Annotated in this window: 26 protein-coding genes, 1 tRNA gene and 2 pseudogenes; 21 read left to right on the forward strand and 8 right to left on the reverse strand. The window is 67.8% G+C overall.

Annotated elements, in window-relative coordinates; translation table 11 throughout:
* Positions 1-25: 25 nt before the first annotated feature.
* From ACHMWU_RS00830 to ACHMWU_RS00840, 3 genes are read left to right on the forward strand one after another with little or no spacing between them, the layout of a single operon-like run.
* Positions 26-292 (forward strand): hypothetical protein, encoded by a 267-nt coding sequence (locus tag ACHMWU_RS00830; RefSeq protein WP_396041237.1) that lies wholly within the window; start codon positions 26-28, stop codon positions 290-292.
* Between the two features lie 18 nt (positions 293-310).
* Positions 311-712: a hypothetical protein gene (locus ACHMWU_RS00835; RefSeq protein ID WP_396041238.1), complete on the forward strand. Its 402-nt coding sequence runs from the start codon at positions 311-313 to the stop codon at positions 710-712.
* The gene (locus ACHMWU_RS00840) at positions 637-1,104 is read left to right on the forward strand and encodes an alpha/beta hydrolase (protein ID WP_396041239.1); all 468 of its coding nucleotides are present in this window, start codon (positions 637-639) and stop codon (positions 1,102-1,104) included. The genes ACHMWU_RS00835 and ACHMWU_RS00840 overlap by 76 nt, the downstream gene beginning before the upstream one ends.
* A 19-nt stretch (positions 1,105-1,123) precedes the next feature.
* Here the strand turns inward: ACHMWU_RS00840 and ACHMWU_RS00845 are convergent, their stop codons facing one another.
* From ACHMWU_RS00845 to ACHMWU_RS00880, 8 genes and pseudogenes are all read right to left on the reverse strand, one after another.
* Positions 1,124-1,792 (reverse strand): hypothetical protein, encoded by a 669-nt coding sequence (locus ACHMWU_RS00845; protein WP_396041860.1) that lies wholly within the window; start codon positions 1,790-1,792, stop codon positions 1,124-1,126.
* 115 nt (positions 1,793-1,907) lie between these two features.
* Positions 1,908-2,261: pseudogene (locus tag ACHMWU_RS00850) on the reverse strand (DivIVA domain-containing protein); the annotation flags it as partial.
* A 45-nt stretch (positions 2,262-2,306) separates the two neighbouring features.
* Positions 2,307-2,660, reverse strand: a complete 354-nt coding sequence (locus tag ACHMWU_RS00855; RefSeq protein ID WP_396041240.1) for a hypothetical protein — start codon at positions 2,658-2,660, stop codon at positions 2,307-2,309.
* Positions 2,588-3,154, reverse strand: a complete 567-nt coding sequence (locus tag ACHMWU_RS00860; RefSeq protein WP_396041241.1) for a hypothetical protein — start codon at positions 3,152-3,154, stop codon at positions 2,588-2,590. The genes ACHMWU_RS00855 and ACHMWU_RS00860 overlap by 73 nt, the downstream gene beginning before the upstream one ends.
* Positions 3,133-3,717, reverse strand: a complete 585-nt coding sequence (locus tag ACHMWU_RS00865) for an alcohol dehydrogenase catalytic domain-containing protein (protein WP_396041242.1) — start codon at positions 3,715-3,717, stop codon at positions 3,133-3,135. Before ACHMWU_RS00865 ends, ACHMWU_RS00860 begins: the two co-directional genes overlap by 22 nt.
* A gap of 102 nt (positions 3,718-3,819) precedes the next feature.
* A complete protein-coding gene (gene mce, locus ACHMWU_RS00870; protein WP_396041243.1) occupies positions 3,820-4,269 on the reverse strand; it encodes a methylmalonyl-CoA epimerase in 450 nt (149 codons plus the stop codon).
* A gap of 33 nt (positions 4,270-4,302) precedes the next feature.
* A complete protein-coding gene (locus ACHMWU_RS00875; protein ID WP_396041245.1) occupies positions 4,303-4,800 on the reverse strand; it encodes an HAAS signaling domain-containing protein in 498 nt (165 codons plus the stop codon).
* Positions 4,787-5,140 (reverse strand): PadR family transcriptional regulator, encoded by a 354-nt coding sequence (locus ACHMWU_RS00880; protein WP_396041246.1) that lies wholly within the window; start codon positions 5,138-5,140, stop codon positions 4,787-4,789. Before ACHMWU_RS00880 ends, ACHMWU_RS00875 begins: the two co-directional genes overlap by 14 nt.
* 163 nt (positions 5,141-5,303) lie before the next feature.
* Here ACHMWU_RS00880 and ACHMWU_RS00885 point away from each other — a divergent pair, with 163 nt between their 5' ends.
* From ACHMWU_RS00885 to ACHMWU_RS00970, 18 genes and pseudogenes are all read left to right on the forward strand, one after another.
* A complete protein-coding gene (locus ACHMWU_RS00885; protein WP_396041247.1) occupies positions 5,304-6,494 on the forward strand; it encodes an acetyl-CoA C-acetyltransferase in 1,191 nt (396 codons plus the stop codon).
* Positions 6,495-6,523: 29 nt separating this feature from the next.
* Positions 6,524-7,459, forward strand: coding sequence for a methylmalonyl Co-A mutase-associated GTPase MeaB (gene meaB, locus ACHMWU_RS00890; protein ID WP_396041249.1), 936 nt, complete (start codon positions 6,524-6,526; stop codon positions 7,457-7,459).
* Between the two features lie 49 nt (positions 7,460-7,508).
* The gene (locus ACHMWU_RS00895) at positions 7,509-7,667 is read left to right on the forward strand and encodes a hypothetical protein (protein ID WP_396041250.1); all 159 of its coding nucleotides are present in this window, start codon (positions 7,509-7,511) and stop codon (positions 7,665-7,667) included.
* 19 nt (positions 7,668-7,686) lie between these two features.
* Positions 7,687-8,223, forward strand: a complete 537-nt coding sequence (locus ACHMWU_RS00900; protein ID WP_396041251.1) for a PH domain-containing protein — start codon at positions 7,687-7,689, stop codon at positions 8,221-8,223.
* Positions 8,224-8,256: 33 nt separating this feature from the next.
* Entirely contained in the window at positions 8,257-9,171 is a 915-nt protein-coding gene (locus ACHMWU_RS00905; RefSeq protein ID WP_396041252.1) for a co-chaperone YbbN, read from the forward strand.
* Positions 9,172-9,288: 117 nt separating this feature from the next.
* Positions 9,289-9,771 carry a hypothetical protein gene (locus tag ACHMWU_RS00910; protein ID WP_396041254.1) on the forward strand — a complete coding sequence of 161 codons (483 nt, stop codon included), beginning with the start codon at positions 9,289-9,291 and terminating at the stop codon, positions 9,769-9,771.
* Positions 9,759-10,166 carry a hypothetical protein gene (locus ACHMWU_RS00915; protein WP_396041255.1) on the forward strand — a complete coding sequence of 136 codons (408 nt, stop codon included), beginning with the start codon at positions 9,759-9,761 and terminating at the stop codon, positions 10,164-10,166. Before ACHMWU_RS00910 ends, ACHMWU_RS00915 begins: the two co-directional genes overlap by 13 nt.
* Positions 10,163-10,459 (forward strand): hypothetical protein, encoded by a 297-nt coding sequence (locus tag ACHMWU_RS00920; RefSeq protein ID WP_396041257.1) that lies wholly within the window; start codon positions 10,163-10,165, stop codon positions 10,457-10,459. The genes ACHMWU_RS00915 and ACHMWU_RS00920 overlap by 4 nt, the downstream gene beginning before the upstream one ends.
* Positions 10,429-11,121 (forward strand): hypothetical protein, encoded by a 693-nt coding sequence (locus ACHMWU_RS00925; RefSeq protein ID WP_396041258.1) that lies wholly within the window; start codon positions 10,429-10,431, stop codon positions 11,119-11,121. Before ACHMWU_RS00920 ends, ACHMWU_RS00925 begins: the two co-directional genes overlap by 31 nt.
* 48 nt (positions 11,122-11,169) lie before the next feature.
* Positions 11,170-11,246 (forward strand) — tRNA-Pro (locus ACHMWU_RS00930).
* 222 nt (positions 11,247-11,468) lie between these two features.
* Positions 11,469-12,044 carry a ferredoxin reductase gene (locus ACHMWU_RS00935; protein WP_396041259.1) on the forward strand — a complete coding sequence of 192 codons (576 nt, stop codon included), beginning with the start codon at positions 11,469-11,471 and terminating at the stop codon, positions 12,042-12,044.
* 71 nt (positions 12,045-12,115) lie between these two features.
* The gene (locus tag ACHMWU_RS00940) at positions 12,116-12,406 is read left to right on the forward strand and encodes a 2Fe-2S iron-sulfur cluster-binding protein (RefSeq protein WP_396041260.1); all 291 of its coding nucleotides are present in this window, start codon (positions 12,116-12,118) and stop codon (positions 12,404-12,406) included.
* Between the two features lie 121 nt (positions 12,407-12,527).
* Positions 12,528-12,973 (forward strand): annotated as a pseudogene (locus tag ACHMWU_RS00945) (trigger factor); the annotation flags it as partial.
* Positions 12,971-13,951: a trigger factor gene (gene tig / locus ACHMWU_RS00950; RefSeq protein WP_396041810.1), complete on the forward strand. Its 981-nt coding sequence runs from the start codon at positions 12,971-12,973 to the stop codon at positions 13,949-13,951. The pseudogene ACHMWU_RS00945 and the gene tig, both read left to right, overlap by 3 nt.
* A 57-nt stretch (positions 13,952-14,008) precedes the next feature.
* Complete coding sequence (locus tag ACHMWU_RS00955) at positions 14,009-14,452, forward strand: hypothetical protein (protein WP_396041262.1); 444 nt, start codon at positions 14,009-14,011, stop codon at positions 14,450-14,452.
* Complete coding sequence (locus tag ACHMWU_RS00960; RefSeq protein ID WP_396041263.1) at positions 14,365-15,264, forward strand: esterase/lipase family protein; 900 nt, start codon at positions 14,365-14,367, stop codon at positions 15,262-15,264. The genes ACHMWU_RS00955 and ACHMWU_RS00960 overlap by 88 nt, the downstream gene beginning before the upstream one ends.
* Before the next feature lie 51 nt (positions 15,265-15,315).
* The gene (locus ACHMWU_RS00965; RefSeq protein ID WP_396041264.1) at positions 15,316-15,777 is read left to right on the forward strand and encodes an SRPBCC family protein; all 462 of its coding nucleotides are present in this window, start codon (positions 15,316-15,318) and stop codon (positions 15,775-15,777) included.
* The gene (locus ACHMWU_RS00970) at positions 15,777-16,250 is read left to right on the forward strand and encodes an SRPBCC family protein (RefSeq protein WP_396041266.1); all 474 of its coding nucleotides are present in this window, start codon (positions 15,777-15,779) and stop codon (positions 16,248-16,250) included. Before ACHMWU_RS00965 ends, ACHMWU_RS00970 begins: the two co-directional genes overlap by 1 nt.
* Positions 16,251-16,324 lie beyond the last annotated feature (74 nt).

Raw genomic sequence — 16,324 nt, forward strand, 5'->3', positions numbered from 1 at the left:
GAAGCGTCCCCCGTAGACTGGAGTCATGCCTCGACGACGCGTTCCCCGGCCGTCGACGCCGCCCCTGCGCGCTGCTGCCGAGCAGCAAGAACGCAAGGCCGATGGCGACTGGATGGTTCGGGCGATACGCGGCACGTCGACCAAGGACTATCGCTGTCCAGGGTGCTCGCAGCTCATCTCACGTGGCCTTCCGCACCTCGTGGTGTGGCCCGTCGAGAAGGCGTTGCTGAGCGAGGCTGCCATCGACGAACGCCGGCACTGGCACAAGCCGTGCTGGGCCAGGCGTCACTAAGCGGACGGACGTACCTCCATGACCCAGAAGATCGGCGGCAACTCGGTTCTGCCGGCCAGGCGTGAACCCATCACCCTCGAGACGGCAGACGGCCTGAGCCTGGTCGGCGAGCTTGCGTTGCCGGCTGATCGAGATCCGGTGGCGACGATGATCTGCCTGCACCCGCTGCCGACCCATGGCGGGATGATGGACAGCCACATCTTCCGCAAGGCCGCCTACCGGCTGCCGGGCTGGCCGGGATCGCGGTCCTGCGCTTCAACACCCGCGGAACGTCCAGCGTCCAAGGCACGAGCGATGGTTCCTTCGAGAACGCCGTGGGGGAGCGGTTCGACGTCGCTGCGGCCGTGGAGCACGCCGAGTTCGCCGAGCTGCCCAACATCTGGCTGGTGGGCTGGTCCTTCGGCACCGACCTGGCCCTGATGTACGGGCATGAGCCGTCCGTGCAGGGAATCGTGCTGCTGTCTCCGCCGCTGCGATTCTCCCGCCCCGAGCACCTGCAGGTCTGGGCCGAGTCCGGTGTGCCGGTCACGGCAGTGGTGCCCGAGCACGACGACTACCTCCAGCCGGCCGCAGCGCGTGAGCGGTTCGCGGCCATCCCACAGGCGGAGGTCATCGGCGTCGACGGGGCCAAGCACCTGTGGGTGGGCGATTCAGAGCGCGTGCTGGACGAGATCACCCGCAAGCTCGCGCCCCAGGTGGCGCTGCCCCTGCCGACGACGTGGGACGGCCCCATGGAGCGGGCTGACTCGTCGGCCTACGCCAACCGGACCGTGGCGGCGTTCGCCGACGTGCCGGTGCAGCCGGCCGACTGACTCAGGAGCCGAACGGGGCCTACTTGGAGTCTTCGGACTTGGCGTCTTCGGACTCGGACTCGGACTCGGCCTCGTCACTCGCGTCGGCTTCGTCGGCTTCGTCGGCAGCGGCTTCGACGCTGCCAGGCGCGAATGTCGACACGATGTCGCGCAGCTGACCCATCTGGGCCATGATGCCGTCGCGGCGGCGCTGCAGCTCTTCGACCTCGGCCCGCAGCACGCGGGTCTGGCGCTCGACGTCGCTGGTCGCAGTGACCCGGATCTTCTGGGCTTCGGCATTGGCGCCGGTGACCAGCTGCTGCGACTCGGTCTTGGCGTTCTCGAGCAGGCGAGTGGCCTCGGTCGCAGCTGCTTCGCGAGCCTTGGTGGCCTGGGCCATGATGGTGCGGGCCCGCTCGTCTGCGGCCGCAGCGCGGGTCTCGGCATCCTTGACCAGCTTGGCGGTCTGCTCGGTCGCCGAGGCATGGTTCTCTGAGGCCTCGCGGGCCAGGCGCTCCTTCTCGACCGCCAGCACGCGGCGGGCCTCGGTGACCTCGCGATCGGCAGCGGCGCGTGCCTGCTCGACCTCGCGGGTCGCACCGAGGCGCATGTTCTGGGCGTCCTGCTCTGCGGCGAGCTTGACCTGGGCGGCCTCGCGCTCGGCCTGGGCGCGCAGGTCGTCGGTGTGGGCCTCGGCGTCGGCGTGCATCGCCTCGGCGTCCTCGAGCAGTTGCTTGCGCTTCTCCTCGAGGCTCGGCGACGGCCTGACCACGCAGCTGCTCGGCATCGTGGTGCGCCGTGGCCAGGATCATGGCAGCTTCGTCCTCGGCGTTCTTGACCAGCTCGTGGGCCTCGCGGCTCGCGCGGCTGCGGACGTCGTCAGCCTCCTGCTCGGCCAGTCCGAGCAGCTGGGCCGCGTGATGTCCCAAGCCGGTGTAGCTGGGCTTCTCGACGGTCTCTACTCGCTCGGTGGGCTCGTCGATCGTCTCGCGCAGGCTGTCGTTCTCGCTCTGGGAGGCGTGGAGCCCCTCGGCCAGGCGCTGCAGCTCGGCCGACTGGGTCCGCACCCAGGCATCTACCGCGTCGCTGTCGTAACCGCCGCGTCGAGCCAGCGGGAAAGAAGCGTCGGCCGCCGACGAGGCAGCATCGAAGATGGACAAACCGGGCTGGTCGGACATGCAGATCCCTCGTGACGATCGGGCGTGGTCAGGTGTAGTTGTACCTTACCCGGCCACATGCGGCCCGGGCACGACCTCGAGAGGTCGTGCCCGGGCTCGGTGGGTGAACTTTTTCGACAGCCTCCAGATACCGCGGAAGCGGTTGATCTTGTCGATGTGCTTGGCGCGCTTGTCCTCGTCGCGGACGCCGAGGCCCTCTTCTGGTGCCAGGCACAGCACGCCGACCTTGCCCTGGTGCAGGTTGTGGTGCACGTCGAGCGCTGCCTGTCCGGTGTTCTCCAGGGTGTAGACCTTGGAGACCGTCGGGTGGATCAGGCCCTTGTCGATCAGCTTGTCGGCTTCCCAGGACTCGCGGTAGTTGGCGAAGTGCGGCTCTTGATGTTCTTGAGGTTCATCCACAGGTAGCGGTTGTCGTACTGGTGCATGTAGCCCGAGGTCGACGCGCAGGTCACGATCGTGCCGCCCTTGCGGGCGACGTAGACGCTGGCGCCGAAGGTCTCGCGTCCCGGGTGCTCGAAGACGATGTCGGGATCGTCGCCGCCGGTCAGCGACGGATCTTCTTGCCGAAGCGCTGCCACTCCTTGGGGTCCTGGGTGTTCTCGTCCTTCCAGAACTTGTAGTCCTCGGCCGAACGGTCGATGACGGCCGGCGCCCATCTTGCGGACGATCTCGGCCTTCTCGGGCGACGACACGACGCACACGGGCGTCGCACCGCCGTTGAGGGCGAACTGCGTCGCATACGAGCCGAGGCCGCCCGAGGCGCCCCAGATCAGGACCGTGTCGCCCTGCTTCATGTTGGCGCCGTTGGTCGACACGAGCTGGCGGTAGGCCGTCGAGTTGACCAGGCCCGGGCTGGCGGCCTCTTCCCACGTCAGGTGGGCGGGCTTCGGCATGAGCTGGTTGGCCTTGACGATCGCGGCTGGGCCAGGCCGCCGAAGTTGGTCTCGAAGCCCCAGATGCGCTGCTCGGGGTCCATCATCGTGTCGTTGTGGCCGTCGGGGCTCTCGAGCTCGACCGACAGGCAGTGGGCGACGACCTCGCGGCCGGGAGCCCACTTGTTGACACCGGGGCCGACGCGCAGCACGACGCCGGACAGGTCCGAGCCGACGACGTGGTACGGCAGGTCGTGGCGCTTGGTGTACTCGCTCAGGCGGCCGTAGCGCTCGAGGAAGCCGAATGTGGAGACCGGCTCGAAGATCGAGGTCCAGACGGTGTTGTAGTTGATCGCGCTGGCCATGACGGCGACGAGTGCTTCGCCGGGCGCCAGCTCGGGGATCGGTACGTCGTCGAGGTGGAGGCTCTTGCGAGGATCCTTGTCCTTGCTCGCAATTCCCTCGAACATGTCGACTTCGTCCTTGTGGACGGTGATGCCCTTGTAGGTCTCAGGAAGGGCGATGGACGCGAACTCCTCGGGGGCCGTGTCGCCGGCGAGGATGGCATCGAGAATCTGCTGCACGGGTGGTACCTCCAGGTAGATATCCCGGCGATGTTACCGAGCGTTAACCATCGGGCAACACCCGTCAGCGATGTGATCCAGAACTCAGTGCGTCATGTCGGCTCAGTGAGCGGCGCTCTGGGCCGGCTCCACGAGCTCGACCAGCACGCCGCCGGCGTCCTTGGGATGCACGAAGTTGACGCGCGAGTCGGACGTTCCTCGCTTGGGGGCGTCGTACAGCAGCCGCACGCCGCGCTCGCGCAGGATGGCCGAGACCGCCTCGATGTCGGCGACCCGGTAGGCGAGCTGCTGGATGCCCTGCCCGTTGCGGGCGATGAACTTGGCGATCGTCGACTCCTCGCTCAACGGCGCGAGGAGCTGGATGCGGGTGTCGGAGTCGCCGACCGCGAGCATCGCCTCCCGCACGCCCTGCTCCTCGTTGACTTCTTCGTGCACGGAGTGCAGGCCGAAGGTCTTGGCGTAGAAGTCGAGCGCGTCATCGAGGTCGGGCACAGCGATGCCGACGTGGTCGATCGTCAGGAGCAGGTGGGCGGGGACCAGAGGCTGAGTCATGTGCAGCAGCGTAGAGCAGGCGCCCTGGGAGGCTCAGCCGAAGATCCGGATTGCCGCGAAAGCAGCCAGCACCAGGAAGATCGGCCCGCCGATCAGCATGATCAGAGCGCCGGGCGAGAACGGCACCAGGTCGGATCCGTTCCGCGGGTCTCGCACGCGCGTCGAGCGGCGCCAGACGCTCACCCCTCCGGGGATTCCGACGACCAGCCCCAGCACGACCCAGATCCACCCGGATCGTCCGGCGAAAGTTTCGCCGAGCAGAAGTGAGAGGACTCCCTGCGCCACGAGCCATCCGGCGCCGGCGGGCTTGATGATGCTGATCGTCGTCCACCACCACGGGGCGGGCCGGTGCTCGTCCGTCAAGCTGGCGGCGTAGTGCCGTGGCGTGCCGAAGGCCTCGGTGGGGTCTTCGCCCGTCTCGGCGACATGGCTCTCGACCTCGGCGACGATCTCGCCGATGCGGTCACCTGGCACGTCCTTGAGACGAAGCGCCAGGATCAGTCGCTGCTGGTAGCTGTCAGGGGGTGTCATGGCGTGCTCCTCGGGTGGGAAGAAGGTCGTCGACTTGCTGGCTGAAGGTGCGCCAGGCGGTGGCGCGCTCGTCGATGTGGGCTCGTCCTGCGGCCGTCGCGGTGAAGAACTCGCGTCCCGGGCCGCCGACTCCTTCGCGCCAGGATGACGTCAGGAGGTCGGCGGCCTCGAGCCGGTTGAGCACGGGGTAGAGCGTGCCGCCCTTGATCGCTCCGAGGCCGGCGGATTGCAGCCGGTGGGCGATCGCGTAGCCGTACGTCTCTTCCTCGCAGACGATCGACAGGACTGCCATGGGCAGCACTGCACGCACCCAGTCGGGGGGTTGGCTCTCGATGTCCATGACTAGACCGTAGATCAGACTAGTCAGGCTCGCAAACTAGTCGTGCTGGCTGGGGTCGGCTGCGTAGAGTGAGGGGTGGCGACGTGATCCCGGGCACACACGGGGTTAACGACCTATTACCTCCGAGTAAAGTGAAGAAACTGTCTTCGAAGGAGCACATCTCATGACCGAGTCCGTCATCGTTGCTGGCGCACGTACCCCGATCGGCCGTCTTCTCGGTGGTCTGAAGACCCTGTCGGGCTCTGACCTCGGCGGTCTCGCCATCAAGGGAGCGCTCGACAAGGCCGGTATCTCCGGTGAGCAGGTCGACTACGTCATCATGGGCCAGGTGCTGCAGGCCGGCGCCGGCCAGATCCCGGCCCGCCAGGCCGCGTTCAAGGGCGGCATCCCGCTCGGCGTCCCGGCGCTGACGATCAACAAGGTCTGCCTGTCGGGCATCAACGCGATCGCGCTGGCCGACCAGCTGATCCGCGCAGGTGAGTACGACGTCATCGTCGCCGGCGGGCAGGAGTCGATGACCCAGGCGCCGCACTTCCTGGCCGGCTCGCGCGAAGGCACCAAGTACGGCGACACCAAGCTCGTCGACCACATGGCGTACGACGGCCTGTGGGACGCGATCACCGATCAGGCGATGGGCAACCTGACCGAGCAGATCAACAAGGACGTGCAGAACTTCTCCCGCGAGGAGCAGGACGCGTTCAGCGCCCGGTCGCACCAGCTGGCCGCCGCTGCCGCCAAGAACGGCCTCTTCGACGACGAGATCGTCCCCGTCGAGATCCCGTCGCGTCGCGGCGATGCGGTCATCGTCAAGGACGACGAAGGCGTGCGCGGCGACACGACCGCCGAGTCGCTGGGCAAGCTGCGTCCCGCCTTCGCCAAGGACGGCACCATCACCGCCGGATCGGCCAGCCAGATCTCCGACGGTGCCGCGGCAGTCGTCGTCATGAGCAAGGCCAAGGCGCAAGAGCTCGGACTGTCCTGGATCGCCGAGATCGGCGCTGCCGGTGTCGTCGCCGGACCCGACTCGAGCCTGCAGAGCCAGCCGGCCAACGCGATCAAGAAGGCGCTCGACAAAGAGGGCCTCACGGCTGCCGATCTCGACCTGGTCGAGCTCAACGAGGCCTTCGCGGCTGTCGGCATCGCCAGCGCGCAGGAGCTCGGCATCTCCGAGGACATCGTCAACGTCAACGGTGGTGCGATCGCTCTCGGTCACCCGATCGGCGCCTCGGGTGCCCGCATCGTGCTGCACCTGGCGCTGGAGCTCGGTCGCCGCGGCGGCGGCATCGGTGCGGCGGCGCTGTGTGGCGGCGGAGGCCAGGGCGACGCCCTGATCATCCGCGTTCCCAAGAAGTAGCAGTGTCGAGGGACAGTCGCGCCACCCCGGTGGCAGAGCTCGTCGAACGGGCTCGTGCCGCAGAACCCCGGGCCGTGGCGCGACTGATCTCCCTGGTCGAGGACCGGTCGCCTCTGCTGCGCGAGGTCAGCGCAGCGCTGACGCCTCACGTGGGCCGCGCTCACATCGTGGGCCTGACCGGTTCGCCGGGCGTCGGCAAGTCGACGTCGACCTCAGCGCTCGTCAGCGCGCTGCGGGCCACCGGCCAACGGGTCGGCGTGCTGGCGGTCGACCCGTCGTCCCCGTTCTCCGGAGGCGCCTTGCTGGGCGACCGCATCCGCATGCAGGACCATGCCCTCGACGACGGTGTCTTCATCCGTTCGATGGCCAGCCGGGGACACCTCGGTGGGCTGTCGGCGACGGCGCCGCAAGCATTGCGGGTGCTCGACGCGGCCGGCTGCGACGTGATCCTGGTCGAGACCGTCGGTGTCGGGCAGTCTGAGGTCGAGGTCGCGGGTCTCGTCGACACGACGCTGGTGCTGCTGGCACCCGGCATGGGGGACGGCATCCAGGCCGCGAAGGCCGGGATCCTCGAGATCGGTGACCTCTTCGTCGTCAACAAGGCCGACCGAGACGGCGCCGCCACCACCAGGCGCGAGCTGCGGGCGGTCATCGCGATGACCGACCGGGCAGACGGCGCCTGGAAGCCGCCGATCCTGTTGACGACAGCCACGACGGGGGAGGGCGTGGCCGAGGTCGTCGACGAGATCGCCGCCCACAAGGCACACCTCGACCAGTCCGGTGAGCTGACCCGCCGGCGGCTCGCGCGCATCCGCCGCGAGATCGAGGGCCTCGCGCTGGCCGACGTGCAGTCGCGCTTCTCGCACCTGTCGGCCGACGTGCGACTCGACACCCTTGCCGAGCAGGTGCTGTCAGGCCAGGCTGATCCGTTCGCCGCAGCCGAGTCGCTGGTCGAGAGCCTCTGACCGGCGCGCCTGCCCCCGATCGGCCTCGCCGTGTGTGCAGAATGGCTGCGTGCTGAAGAAGGTCATCTCTCTGCTCGTCGTCGGGTTCATCATCTACTACCTGTTGAACACGCCGGCTAGTGCTGCTGACGCCGTGAGCGATGCTTTCGGCGGCATCATGGACGCCTTCAGCCAGGTGGGAGTCTTCTTCAACGAGCTCGTCGAATAGGCGTGCCGTGATCCGGGCGTTGCTCGATCGCCTCCCAGAACAGGACGTCGACCGTCATCTGCTCCACGACGAGGGCGAGATGGTCATCGACCTCGTCCGACACCACCGGATCGTCTACTGGCGTCCGATCGCCGAGGTCATCGGTGCGCTGCTGTTGTGGATCCTGGTCGTCGTCGGCCCTATCGCCGTCGGATGGTTCTTCCTCCTGGTCAGCTTCGGCGTGCTGGCGCACGCCCTCTACCTGACGGCCAGGGAGCATCGCGACATCTTCGTGATCACCAACATGCGCGTCTTCCGCATGTCGGGCGTCTTCTCGGTGCGCATCGCCACGATGCCGATCACCCGCATCCTCGACATCACGGTCGAGAAGCCGTTGCTCGGTCGGATGCTCGGCTACGGGCACTTCATCTTCGAGTCGGCGGCCCAGGCGCAAGGGCTGCGGAACATCCGGTTCATCGGTGACCCCGATGCGCGCGACCTGACGATCCAGCGGGTCATCCAGCGTTCTGGACTGCGCGGCAAGACCATGGAGCAGCGGCTCATGGAAGGCAACTGACAGCGCTGGACCGCACTTCCTACAATGGGCAGCATGAACTTCTCGCGCCCCGGTGCCATCGATCTGTCCGCGCTGAAGCAACCCGCCGCACGTCCCGCAGCACCGGCTGCTGGCGGAGCCGCTGGCTCCTACGTCGTCGACATCGACGAGGCGACCTTCCAGACCGTCGCGCTCGAAGGTTCGATGTCGTACGTCGTGGTGCTGGGACTGTGGTCGCCGCGATCGCAGCAGGCCACCGCGTTCAACGACACCCTGGCCGCTGTCATCAACTCCTACGCCGGCCAGATCCTGCTGGCGCGGGTCGACGTCGACGCCAACCCGCAGATCGCCCAGGCGCTCAACGTGCAAGGTGTCCCGTACGTCGCCGGCCTGGTCAAGGGGCAGCCGGTCCCGCTGTTCCAAGGAACTGTCGACGAGGCAGAGATGCGACGGTTCTTCGACGAGCTCGTCAAGATCGCCGCTGAGAACGGTCTGGCTGGCCGGGCACCGGCGTCCGGCGGTGCGTCCGAGCCTGCCGACGATCTCGAAGAGCCCGAAGATCCGCGGTTCGCTCCCGCCGAAGAGGCGTTCATGGCCAGCGACTTCGACACGGCCGTGGCCGAGTACGAGAAGCTGCGCGTCCAGTACCCGGCCGATGTCGAGGTCGCCGAGCGGCTGGCCCGCGTCAAGTGGCTCTCGCGCACCAAGGGCGCCGACCTGCAGGCTGCCCGTCAGGCCGCCGGCGACAACCCCGACGACATCCAGGCCCAGATGCTCGTCGCCGACCTCGATGTCAGCGGCGGCAAGGTCGAAGATGCGTTCCTGCGCCTGATCGACCTGGTCAAGCGGACCTCCGGCGACGAGCGCGATCTCGTGCGCGAGCGACTGCTCGAGCTGTTCACGGTCGTGGGCATCGCCGACCCGGTCGTGATGTCGGCGCGCCGCGCGCTCGCCAGCGCCCTGTACTGACTCGGCAGCGAGGACGATGCCGTCCGCCGTGCCGTGGTGAGTCTCACTGCCGACATGAGTTCTGGGCGGTAGGGTCGGGGCGGCGCCCTGTCAGTGGGCCCGAGACGGAGCGTGTCGATGCGGAGCAAGCTGGGCTGGGCGATGTCCGTGCTCGGCGTGCTCATCGCGCTGCTGGGCGCGGCCGTCATGGTCGTGCTCGGTCCCGACAGCCGGTTCTCCACCGGACCGCACGCCATCGAGACCGATGACGTTGCGGTTGTCACCGCCCCGAAGGTCATCAGCTGGGCCAATGTCAGGCTCGACGTGCGGGCCGAGGTCCCGGCGCGCAAGCCGATCTTCATCGGTCTGGCCAACTCCGTCGACGTCACGGACTTCGTCGCCCGGACTCAACGGCTGGAGGTCACGGCTTCCGGCGTCCCTGGCAGCTCGAGACTCGCGAGGTCGACGGCCAGCCCGGCCTGCCCGGCGCCCCGACGGCACTCGACTGGTGGATCGCGAGCTCGGCGCGCCTTGGCGGCGCGAGCATCAGCGTCGAGCTGCCCGACGAGACGGTCTCCCTGGCGATCCTCTCGGTCGGGTCGTCGAACTTGTCGGGTCTGACCGTCACCGCCGCGTACGGCGTCTCGGGCGGTTTCACGAAGGGCCTGGCGATGTTGCTGGGTGGGCTCGGGCTGGGGTGGCTGGGTCTGCTGCTGCGCCGCCGCCACCTCTGGTCCGACGAGTGGGCCGCCGACGAGCAGGAGACGTCCGACGAGGTGATCTACGTGTACGTCGACGACGACGGGGTCGAGCACGAGATCTCTGCCGAGGAAGCCGAGGGTCTCGAGCCGTCGACGAGGTCTTCGAGGTGGAGGAGTCTGACCAGGACGACGATCGGGACGTCGAGGAGGACGTCGTGTACGTCTTCGTCGACGAGGACGGCGTCGAGCACCAGATCACCGAGGACGCAGCTCGCCGACTTCGAGATCGTCGACGACGAGGAGGAGCAGAGATGAGGCGCCTCGTCGTGCTGCTGTGCCTGCTGGCGCTGCCCGCCTGCGCGGTGCCGCACGAGCGCAGCGACCTGGCCCCCGAGAAGACGGCTGCGCGGTCTGCCGACGTCGAGCAGATCTTCGAGCGCTACACCGAGGTGCGCAACGCCGCCGCCGGCTGCTCGACCCCAAGCCCTTGTCGACCGTCGAGAGCGGCCCGGTCCTCGCGATCGACACCGGCTCCTTCGAGGTCTCCCAACGGCTGGCCCAGAGCCAGGGAGGTGATGTGCCGGCGCCTGACGTCGTGGAGGTGCTGACGCCGAAGTTCACGAAGTACCCGCTGTGGTTCTATGCGGTCGTGCGCGACGACACGCGCGACGTCAACCGGGTGCAGATCTTCGAGCGGGCCTCCGCCGTCGATCCTTGGCTGCTGGTCGCGAGCCCGGAGACGCTCGCCGAGACGACCTTGCCCGACGTCAGACGACGTGGGGGTGCGCCGGTCAAGGTCAGGCCCGACGACGGCCGAGGTGTGTCGATGTCGGTCGACGCGGCGGCGACGGCCTATGTCAAGGCCCTCGGTGATCCCGGCTCGCAGTCGGCGACTGCCGTCGAGAACGACTCGTTCATCAAGCAGATGCGTCAGACGGCCGCGACGAATGCCGATCTGCCGAACGTGACCTTCTCCCAGACGTGGGCCGCCGACGACGTGGAGTTCGCGCTCCGGACGTCCGACGGGGGAGCCCTGGCCTTCGTCACCCTGTTGCGCACCGACACCTACGAGGTCAAGGACGGCCTGACGATCACCTGGCCCGAAGGTACTCCGCAGCAGGCGTTCCTGGCATCCGGCATTGCCGGCTCGGGCAGGCTCAACTACTACCACCAGGTGCTCTTGTACCTGCCGGGCGGAAGCGGCAAGCCACGTGCCCTGGGTCAGTACGGCGGGGTCGTCAGTGGTGACGCCGACGGCTTCGTCAGGTGAGGGGCATCGCGTCGGCGCTGCTGCACGTCCTCTAGACTGACCCGGCTACGGGATGTAGCGCAGCTTGGTAGCGCGCGCCGTTTGGGGCGGTGAGGTCGCAGGTTCGAATCCTGTCATCCCGACCATGTGATCTCCTACGAGATCGGAGGCACCCGATCCCTGCGACCGCAGGGCGGGTGCCTTCGTGGTGGTGGAAGCTTCCTGCGACGCGTGACCGGAGTTGGCGGAGTTGATATCCTGTCGCCGGATATTTCGTATATCCTTATACGTAACTAATATCGGGCCGTGGGAGAACTCATGCGACAAGTGCAGGACCAGAACGATGCCAGTGTCTGAGCAGAGCCGAAATGGCGAGGTCCTGCGGCTCAGGGTCGACGTGTGCCGCCGCCAGGGGGAGAGCATCACGTCCTACGGCCGTCTCCCCACAAGGGATCGACCTGCCGCTCTGGAAGGCCGGCGATCACGTCGACATCCACCTGCCCTCGGGGACGACCCGCCAGTACTCGCTGTGCGGAGACCCGGCAGACGCCGGCCGCTGGCGCATCGGCGTGCTGGAACAGCCCAGCGGACGCGGGGGATCGGTCGAGGCGCACCGCGAGCTGCGCCCAGGCGTCGTCGTGGGCGTCGGACAGCCCCGTCGCGAGTTCGGTCTCGCGGACGGATCGCAGCACCTGTTCGTCGCCGGTGGCATCGGGATCACGCCGATCCTGCCGATGCTCCGCGAGGCCGAAGCTCGCGGTGACTCCTGGACGCTGGTCTACGGTGCACGCTCGCGCGATCACTTCGCCTTCCTCGGCGAGCCGCTGCCTTCGGAGACCGGGTGCGCCTCGTCGCACAGGACACCGACGGCCTCATCGACCTCGCCGCAGTGGTCGCTGCGTCACCCGGCGCAGCCGTCCACTGCTGCGGACCTGCTCCGCTGATCGACGCCCTGGCGGCGGAGATGGACCGAGTTGGCCGCTCCGCCGACCTCCACGTGGAACGGTTTGCTCCCGTGGCGCTGCCGAGCGGCGGTGCGGGCAGCTTCCAGGTCACGCTGGCGCGCAGCGAGGCCGTCGTCACGGTCGAGTCCGACGTGACGATCCTCGACGCGATCAGAACGGCCGGGTTCGACCACCCGTCGTCCTGCGAGATGGGCATCTGCGGCGCGTGCGAGGTCAAGGTCCTGGCCGGCGAGGTCGACCATCGCGACGACCTGCTGTCCGACGACGAGAAGGCCAACGGCTCGACCATGATGATCTGCGTGTCACGGGCCTGCGGTGATCGTCTCGTGATCGATCTGTGACAGCTCGCCAGAAGGCCTGAATTTGCTGGCCGTGGACCACCATCGCGGGAGCCGACGCGGCGCACCCCGGTGGTGGATTCCCGGCCATTTCCCCTTCATGAGAGACTGAAGGGACGCTTTGATGGCCGTACTCGGCCGAACGCGGCCACACCGGGTCAAGCCGACCCCCCACCGAGATCATGCAGGAGTCACCCACGTGAAAAGCACCACCGAGACACTGAGCCCGACACGGGTCAAGCTCACCATCGAGGTGCCGTTCGAGGAGTTCAAGCCCAGCCTTGACACTGCCTACAAGACCATCGGCTCGCAGATCACCATCCCCGGCTTCCGCAAGGGCAAGGTTCCCGCAGCGATCGTCGACCAGCGGGTCGGACGTGGCGCGGTGCTCGACGAGGCCCTCAACGCGGCACTGCCCGGCTGGTACAGCCAGGCCGTCCAGGACACCAACATCCAGCCGCTGAGCCAGCCCGAGATCGACCTGTCGACGTTCGAGGACGGCGAGCCCATCGTCGTCACGGCCGGCTCGACGTCCGCCCCGAGCTCGACCTGCCCGACCTGACGGGTATCGAGGTCACGGTCGAGGACGCCGAGGTCAGCGACGACGACGTCAACGAGCAGCTCACCGCGCTGCAGGAGCGGTTCGCGACCTTCTCCGAGGTCGACCGCGCCGTTGCCGACGGCGACTTCCTGACGATCGACCTGTCCGCCGCGCAGAACGGCGAGCAGATCCCCGAGGCGCAGGCCGCTGGCATGCCCTACACGGTCGGCAAGGCCACGATGCTCGACGGTCTCGACGAGGCCGTCATCGGCCTGAAGGCCGGCGAGTCCAAGACGTTCACGACGCAGCTGGTCGGCGGCGACCTGGCTGGCCAGGACGTCGAGGTCACCGTCACGGTGCAGGACGTCAAGGAGCAGCAGCTGCCCGAGCTCGACGAAGAGTTCGCCCAGACCGCGTCCGAGTTCGACTCGATCGACGAGCTGCGTGCCGACCTGACCGAGCGGGTCACCCGCGGCAAGCGCATGCAGCAGGCCAACGAGGCGCGTGACCTCGTCCTCGACGAGATCGTCGCCAAGATCGACGCGCCGCTGCCCGAGACCCTCGTGACCGAGGAGATCGCCAACCGTCGTCAGCAGATCGAGCAGCAGCTCGCGATGGCCGGCGTCTCGTTCGAGACTTACCTCGACGACGAGGAGCAGACCGTCGACGAGTTCGAGGCCGAGCTCGAGAAGCGGGTCCGCGACTCGCTCGTCGCTCAGTTCGTCCTCGACCAGGTCGTGGCCACCGAAGAGTTCGGCATCGACGACAGCGAGCTGTCGCAGCACATCATGCGCCGCGCACAGCAGTCGGGCGAAGACCCCAACTCGTACATCCAGCACATCATGGAGCACAACCACGTGCCCGAGATGGTCAGCGAAGTCCTGCGCGGCAAGGCGCTCGCCTCGCTCGTCGAGGGCGCCAAGGTCTCCGACAAGTCCGGCAACGTCATCGACCTGGCCAATCTGCGTGCCGACGGCACGTTCGGCGAGGACGACGCAGAAGCGTGACCCATGCCTCCCCCTGGGGAGGTTCACTATGTGCTCGGGTACCGGCAGTATGGGAACATGCCTGCCGGTCCCGCACGTACGACTGACGTCGCGGCGCTCGCGCTCGATTACGGCGAACGCCTGATCGTCGGGAGCGCCCGCGACGTTCATCGCGCCGTGTCCGCGCGCGCCTTCAAGGCCACCCACGTCATCGGCGGGCACGTTCCCGAGTCCTTGCACGATGCTGTCGTGACCTCGGTGTACGGGGCGATCTCGGGGGTCCTGCGGATCTCCAGCGGCTCGGTCCGGGCGCTGGCTGGCCGTGGCGTCGGGCGCCCTGTCGAGGACGGCCCGCGCGGCCGCCGGGTCGTCGCGGCGATCAACGGGCTGATCGGCGACGGCTGCGGATGCTCGATGACCCGCACGCCATCACGATGGCCGTGCGTGTCGAGGGGGCCGACGTCGCCGCGACCGCCTGGCCGCTCGCCGACGCCTTTCGCGACGCGACCAGCCATCCGGTGATCCTCGTCCACGGGCTGTGCGAGAACGACGAGTCATGGACGCTCGACGCGAAGGTGCACGGCACGACGTACGCCGAGCGGATCGCAGCCGAGACCGATGGCACGCCTGTCATGCTGCGCTACAACACGGGCCTGCACATCTCCGAGAACGGCAAGCATCTCGACGTGCTGATCCAGCAAGCCGTCGAGAACTGGCCCGTCGCAGTCACGCGCATCACGCTGGTCGGCCACTCGATGGGCGGACTCGTGGCGCGTGCAGCGACCAACCACGCCACGGCGGCCGGAGAGACGTGGCAGCACCTGGTGCGAGACGTCATCTGCCTCGGCACGCCCCACACGGGTGCCAATCTCGAGAAGTTCGCTCACGTCGGCTCGCGACTGCTGAGGTTCTGGCCACAGTCTCGCCCGTTCAGCGCGATCCTCGACCAGCGATCGGCTGGCATCGTCGACCTGCGGCACGGCTACATCTCCCGCGACGAGTGGGAGGGCCAAGACCTGACCCGGCAGTGGGGACTCGACCGGATCGCCGCGGCGCCGCTTCCGCACGCGGAGTACCACTTCGTGGCGTCAACGCTGGGTGCGTCGCAAGGTCATCCGTTGAGCTCGGTGCTCGGCGATCTGCTCGTCCACTTCTCGTCCGCCTCGGGGCTCGGGCGCACGGGCCCGGTCGTGGAGGGCGCGGGGCTCGAGTACCTGCCGAGCGTCCACCACTTCGCGCTGCTGAACCATCCCCAGGTAGGCGACTGGCTGGTGGGTTGGCTGAACGCTCGCACTCGTAGCCCGCGGGCTCTGCCGTCTCCGCGACACGGCTGACATATTCCGATTATCTGGATAGGCTCGGGGTCCACCGACTTGAGGAGAACCGTGCCGAATCAGCAGCTCATCGAAGGCAGCGTCGACATCGCTGCTGCGCCGTCCGTCGTCTGGTCCTTGGTGTCAGATCTCAAGCGGATGGGCGAGTGGAGCCCGCAGTGTCGCAAGATGATCGTCTTCGGCAAGGACGTCAAGGTCGGTACCCGCACGCTCAACCTCAACGGACGCGGCAAGCTGCGTTGGCCGACCAACGCGAAGGTCGTGACGTTCGAGCGTGACAAGCGGCTGGCCTTCCAGATCGTCGAGAACCGGACGATCTGGACGTACGACCTCGAGCCGACCGAGTTCGGCACCCGGTTGACCGAGAGTCGCACCGCTCCGCGGGGTGTGTCGAAGCTGTCGAACGTGCTGACCCAGAACGTCCTGGGTGGGACCGACAACTTCGAGGTCGAGCTCGACGGTGGGATCAACAAGACGCTGCTGCGGATCAAGGCCGCTGCCGAGGCCGCCTGATGCAGCCGCCGCTGGAGGCGTCGATCGACATCGAGGCATCTCCCGATGCGGTGTGGGCGGTCGTCTCAGACCTGGCTGCGATGAAGCGGTGGAGTCCTGAGCTCGTCGGCACGTGGCTGCGGGGCAGGCCCGGCGTGGGGGCCAAGGCCGTCAACCTCAACCGCCGCAAGGGCTTCGTCTGGCCCACGACCAGTCGCATCACCCGCTGGAAGGATCCGGCGAACGACTCGGGTCGCGGGGCGTTGGCATTCCACGTCGCGCCGACCGACGTCGAGTGGTCGTACGAGCTCGAGCCGCTCGACGGGGGGAGTCGAACTCGGCTCACCGAACGTCGTACGGCCGTGGTCGATCCGAGCCTGGTGGTCCGGCTAACCGCCAAGCTGGCACTGGGCGGCGCCAGCAGTCACGACGAGAGGCTCGAACGCGGGATGAAGCAGACGCTCAGCGCCATCCAGTCCCACCTCGAACGCTGAGGGGGTAGTTGTCGCCCTTCGGGGAGGTGGTTGTGGCCCCTCGAGGAGGTAGTTGTCGCCCTGGACGATGGCAG

The organism is Aeromicrobium sp. UC242_57, from assembly GCF_044452305.1.
Taxonomy (GTDB): domain Bacteria; phylum Actinomycetota; class Actinomycetes; order Propionibacteriales; family Nocardioidaceae; genus Aeromicrobium.

What these genes read in the sequence shown, in the direction of transcription:
- ACHMWU_RS00830 (WP_396041237.1), top strand. Translation starts at nt 26, where the DNA reads ATGCCTCGACGACGCGTTCCCCGGCCGTCGACGCCGCCCCTGCGCGCT.
- ACHMWU_RS00880 (WP_396041246.1), bottom strand. Translation starts at nt 5,140, where the DNA reads ATGGACATCGAGAGCCAACCCCCCGACTGGGTGCGTGCAGTGCTGCCC.
- ACHMWU_RS00960 (WP_396041263.1), top strand. Translation starts at nt 14,365, where the DNA reads ATGGCCGTGCGTGTCGAGGGGGCCGACGTCGCCGCGACCGCCTGGCCG.
- mce (WP_396041243.1), bottom strand. Translation starts at nt 4,269, where the DNA reads ATGACTCAGCCTCTGGTCCCCGCCCACCTGCTCCTGACGATCGACCAC.
- ACHMWU_RS00970 (WP_396041266.1), top strand. Translation starts at nt 15,777, where the DNA reads ATGCAGCCGCCGCTGGAGGCGTCGATCGACATCGAGGCATCTCCCGAT.
- ACHMWU_RS00860 (WP_396041241.1), bottom strand. Translation starts at nt 3,154, where the DNA reads ATGCCGAAGCCCGCCCACCTGACGTGGGAAGAGGCCGCCAGCCCGGGC.
- ACHMWU_RS00920 (WP_396041257.1), top strand. Translation starts at nt 10,163, where the DNA reads ATGAGGCGCCTCGTCGTGCTGCTGTGCCTGCTGGCGCTGCCCGCCTGC.
- ACHMWU_RS00835 (WP_396041238.1), top strand. Translation starts at nt 311, where the DNA reads ATGACCCAGAAGATCGGCGGCAACTCGGTTCTGCCGGCCAGGCGTGAA.
- ACHMWU_RS00935 (WP_396041259.1), top strand. Translation starts at nt 11,469, where the DNA reads ATGGCGAGGTCCTGCGGCTCAGGGTCGACGTGTGCCGCCGCCAGGGGG.
- ACHMWU_RS00885 (WP_396041247.1), top strand. Translation starts at nt 5,304, where the DNA reads ATGACCGAGTCCGTCATCGTTGCTGGCGCACGTACCCCGATCGGCCGT.
- ACHMWU_RS00910 (WP_396041254.1), top strand. Translation starts at nt 9,289, where the DNA reads ATGCGGAGCAAGCTGGGCTGGGCGATGTCCGTGCTCGGCGTGCTCATC.
- ACHMWU_RS00955 (WP_396041262.1), top strand. Translation starts at nt 14,009, where the DNA reads ATGCCTGCCGGTCCCGCACGTACGACTGACGTCGCGGCGCTCGCGCTC.
- ACHMWU_RS00845 (WP_396041860.1), bottom strand. Translation starts at nt 1,792, where the DNA reads ATGCACGCCGACGCCGAGGCCCACACCGACGACCTGCGCGCCCAGGCC.
- ACHMWU_RS00875 (WP_396041245.1), bottom strand. Translation starts at nt 4,800, where the DNA reads ATGACACCCCCTGACAGCTACCAGCAGCGACTGATCCTGGCGCTTCGT.
- ACHMWU_RS00905 (WP_396041252.1), top strand. Translation starts at nt 8,257, where the DNA reads ATGAACTTCTCGCGCCCCGGTGCCATCGATCTGTCCGCGCTGAAGCAA.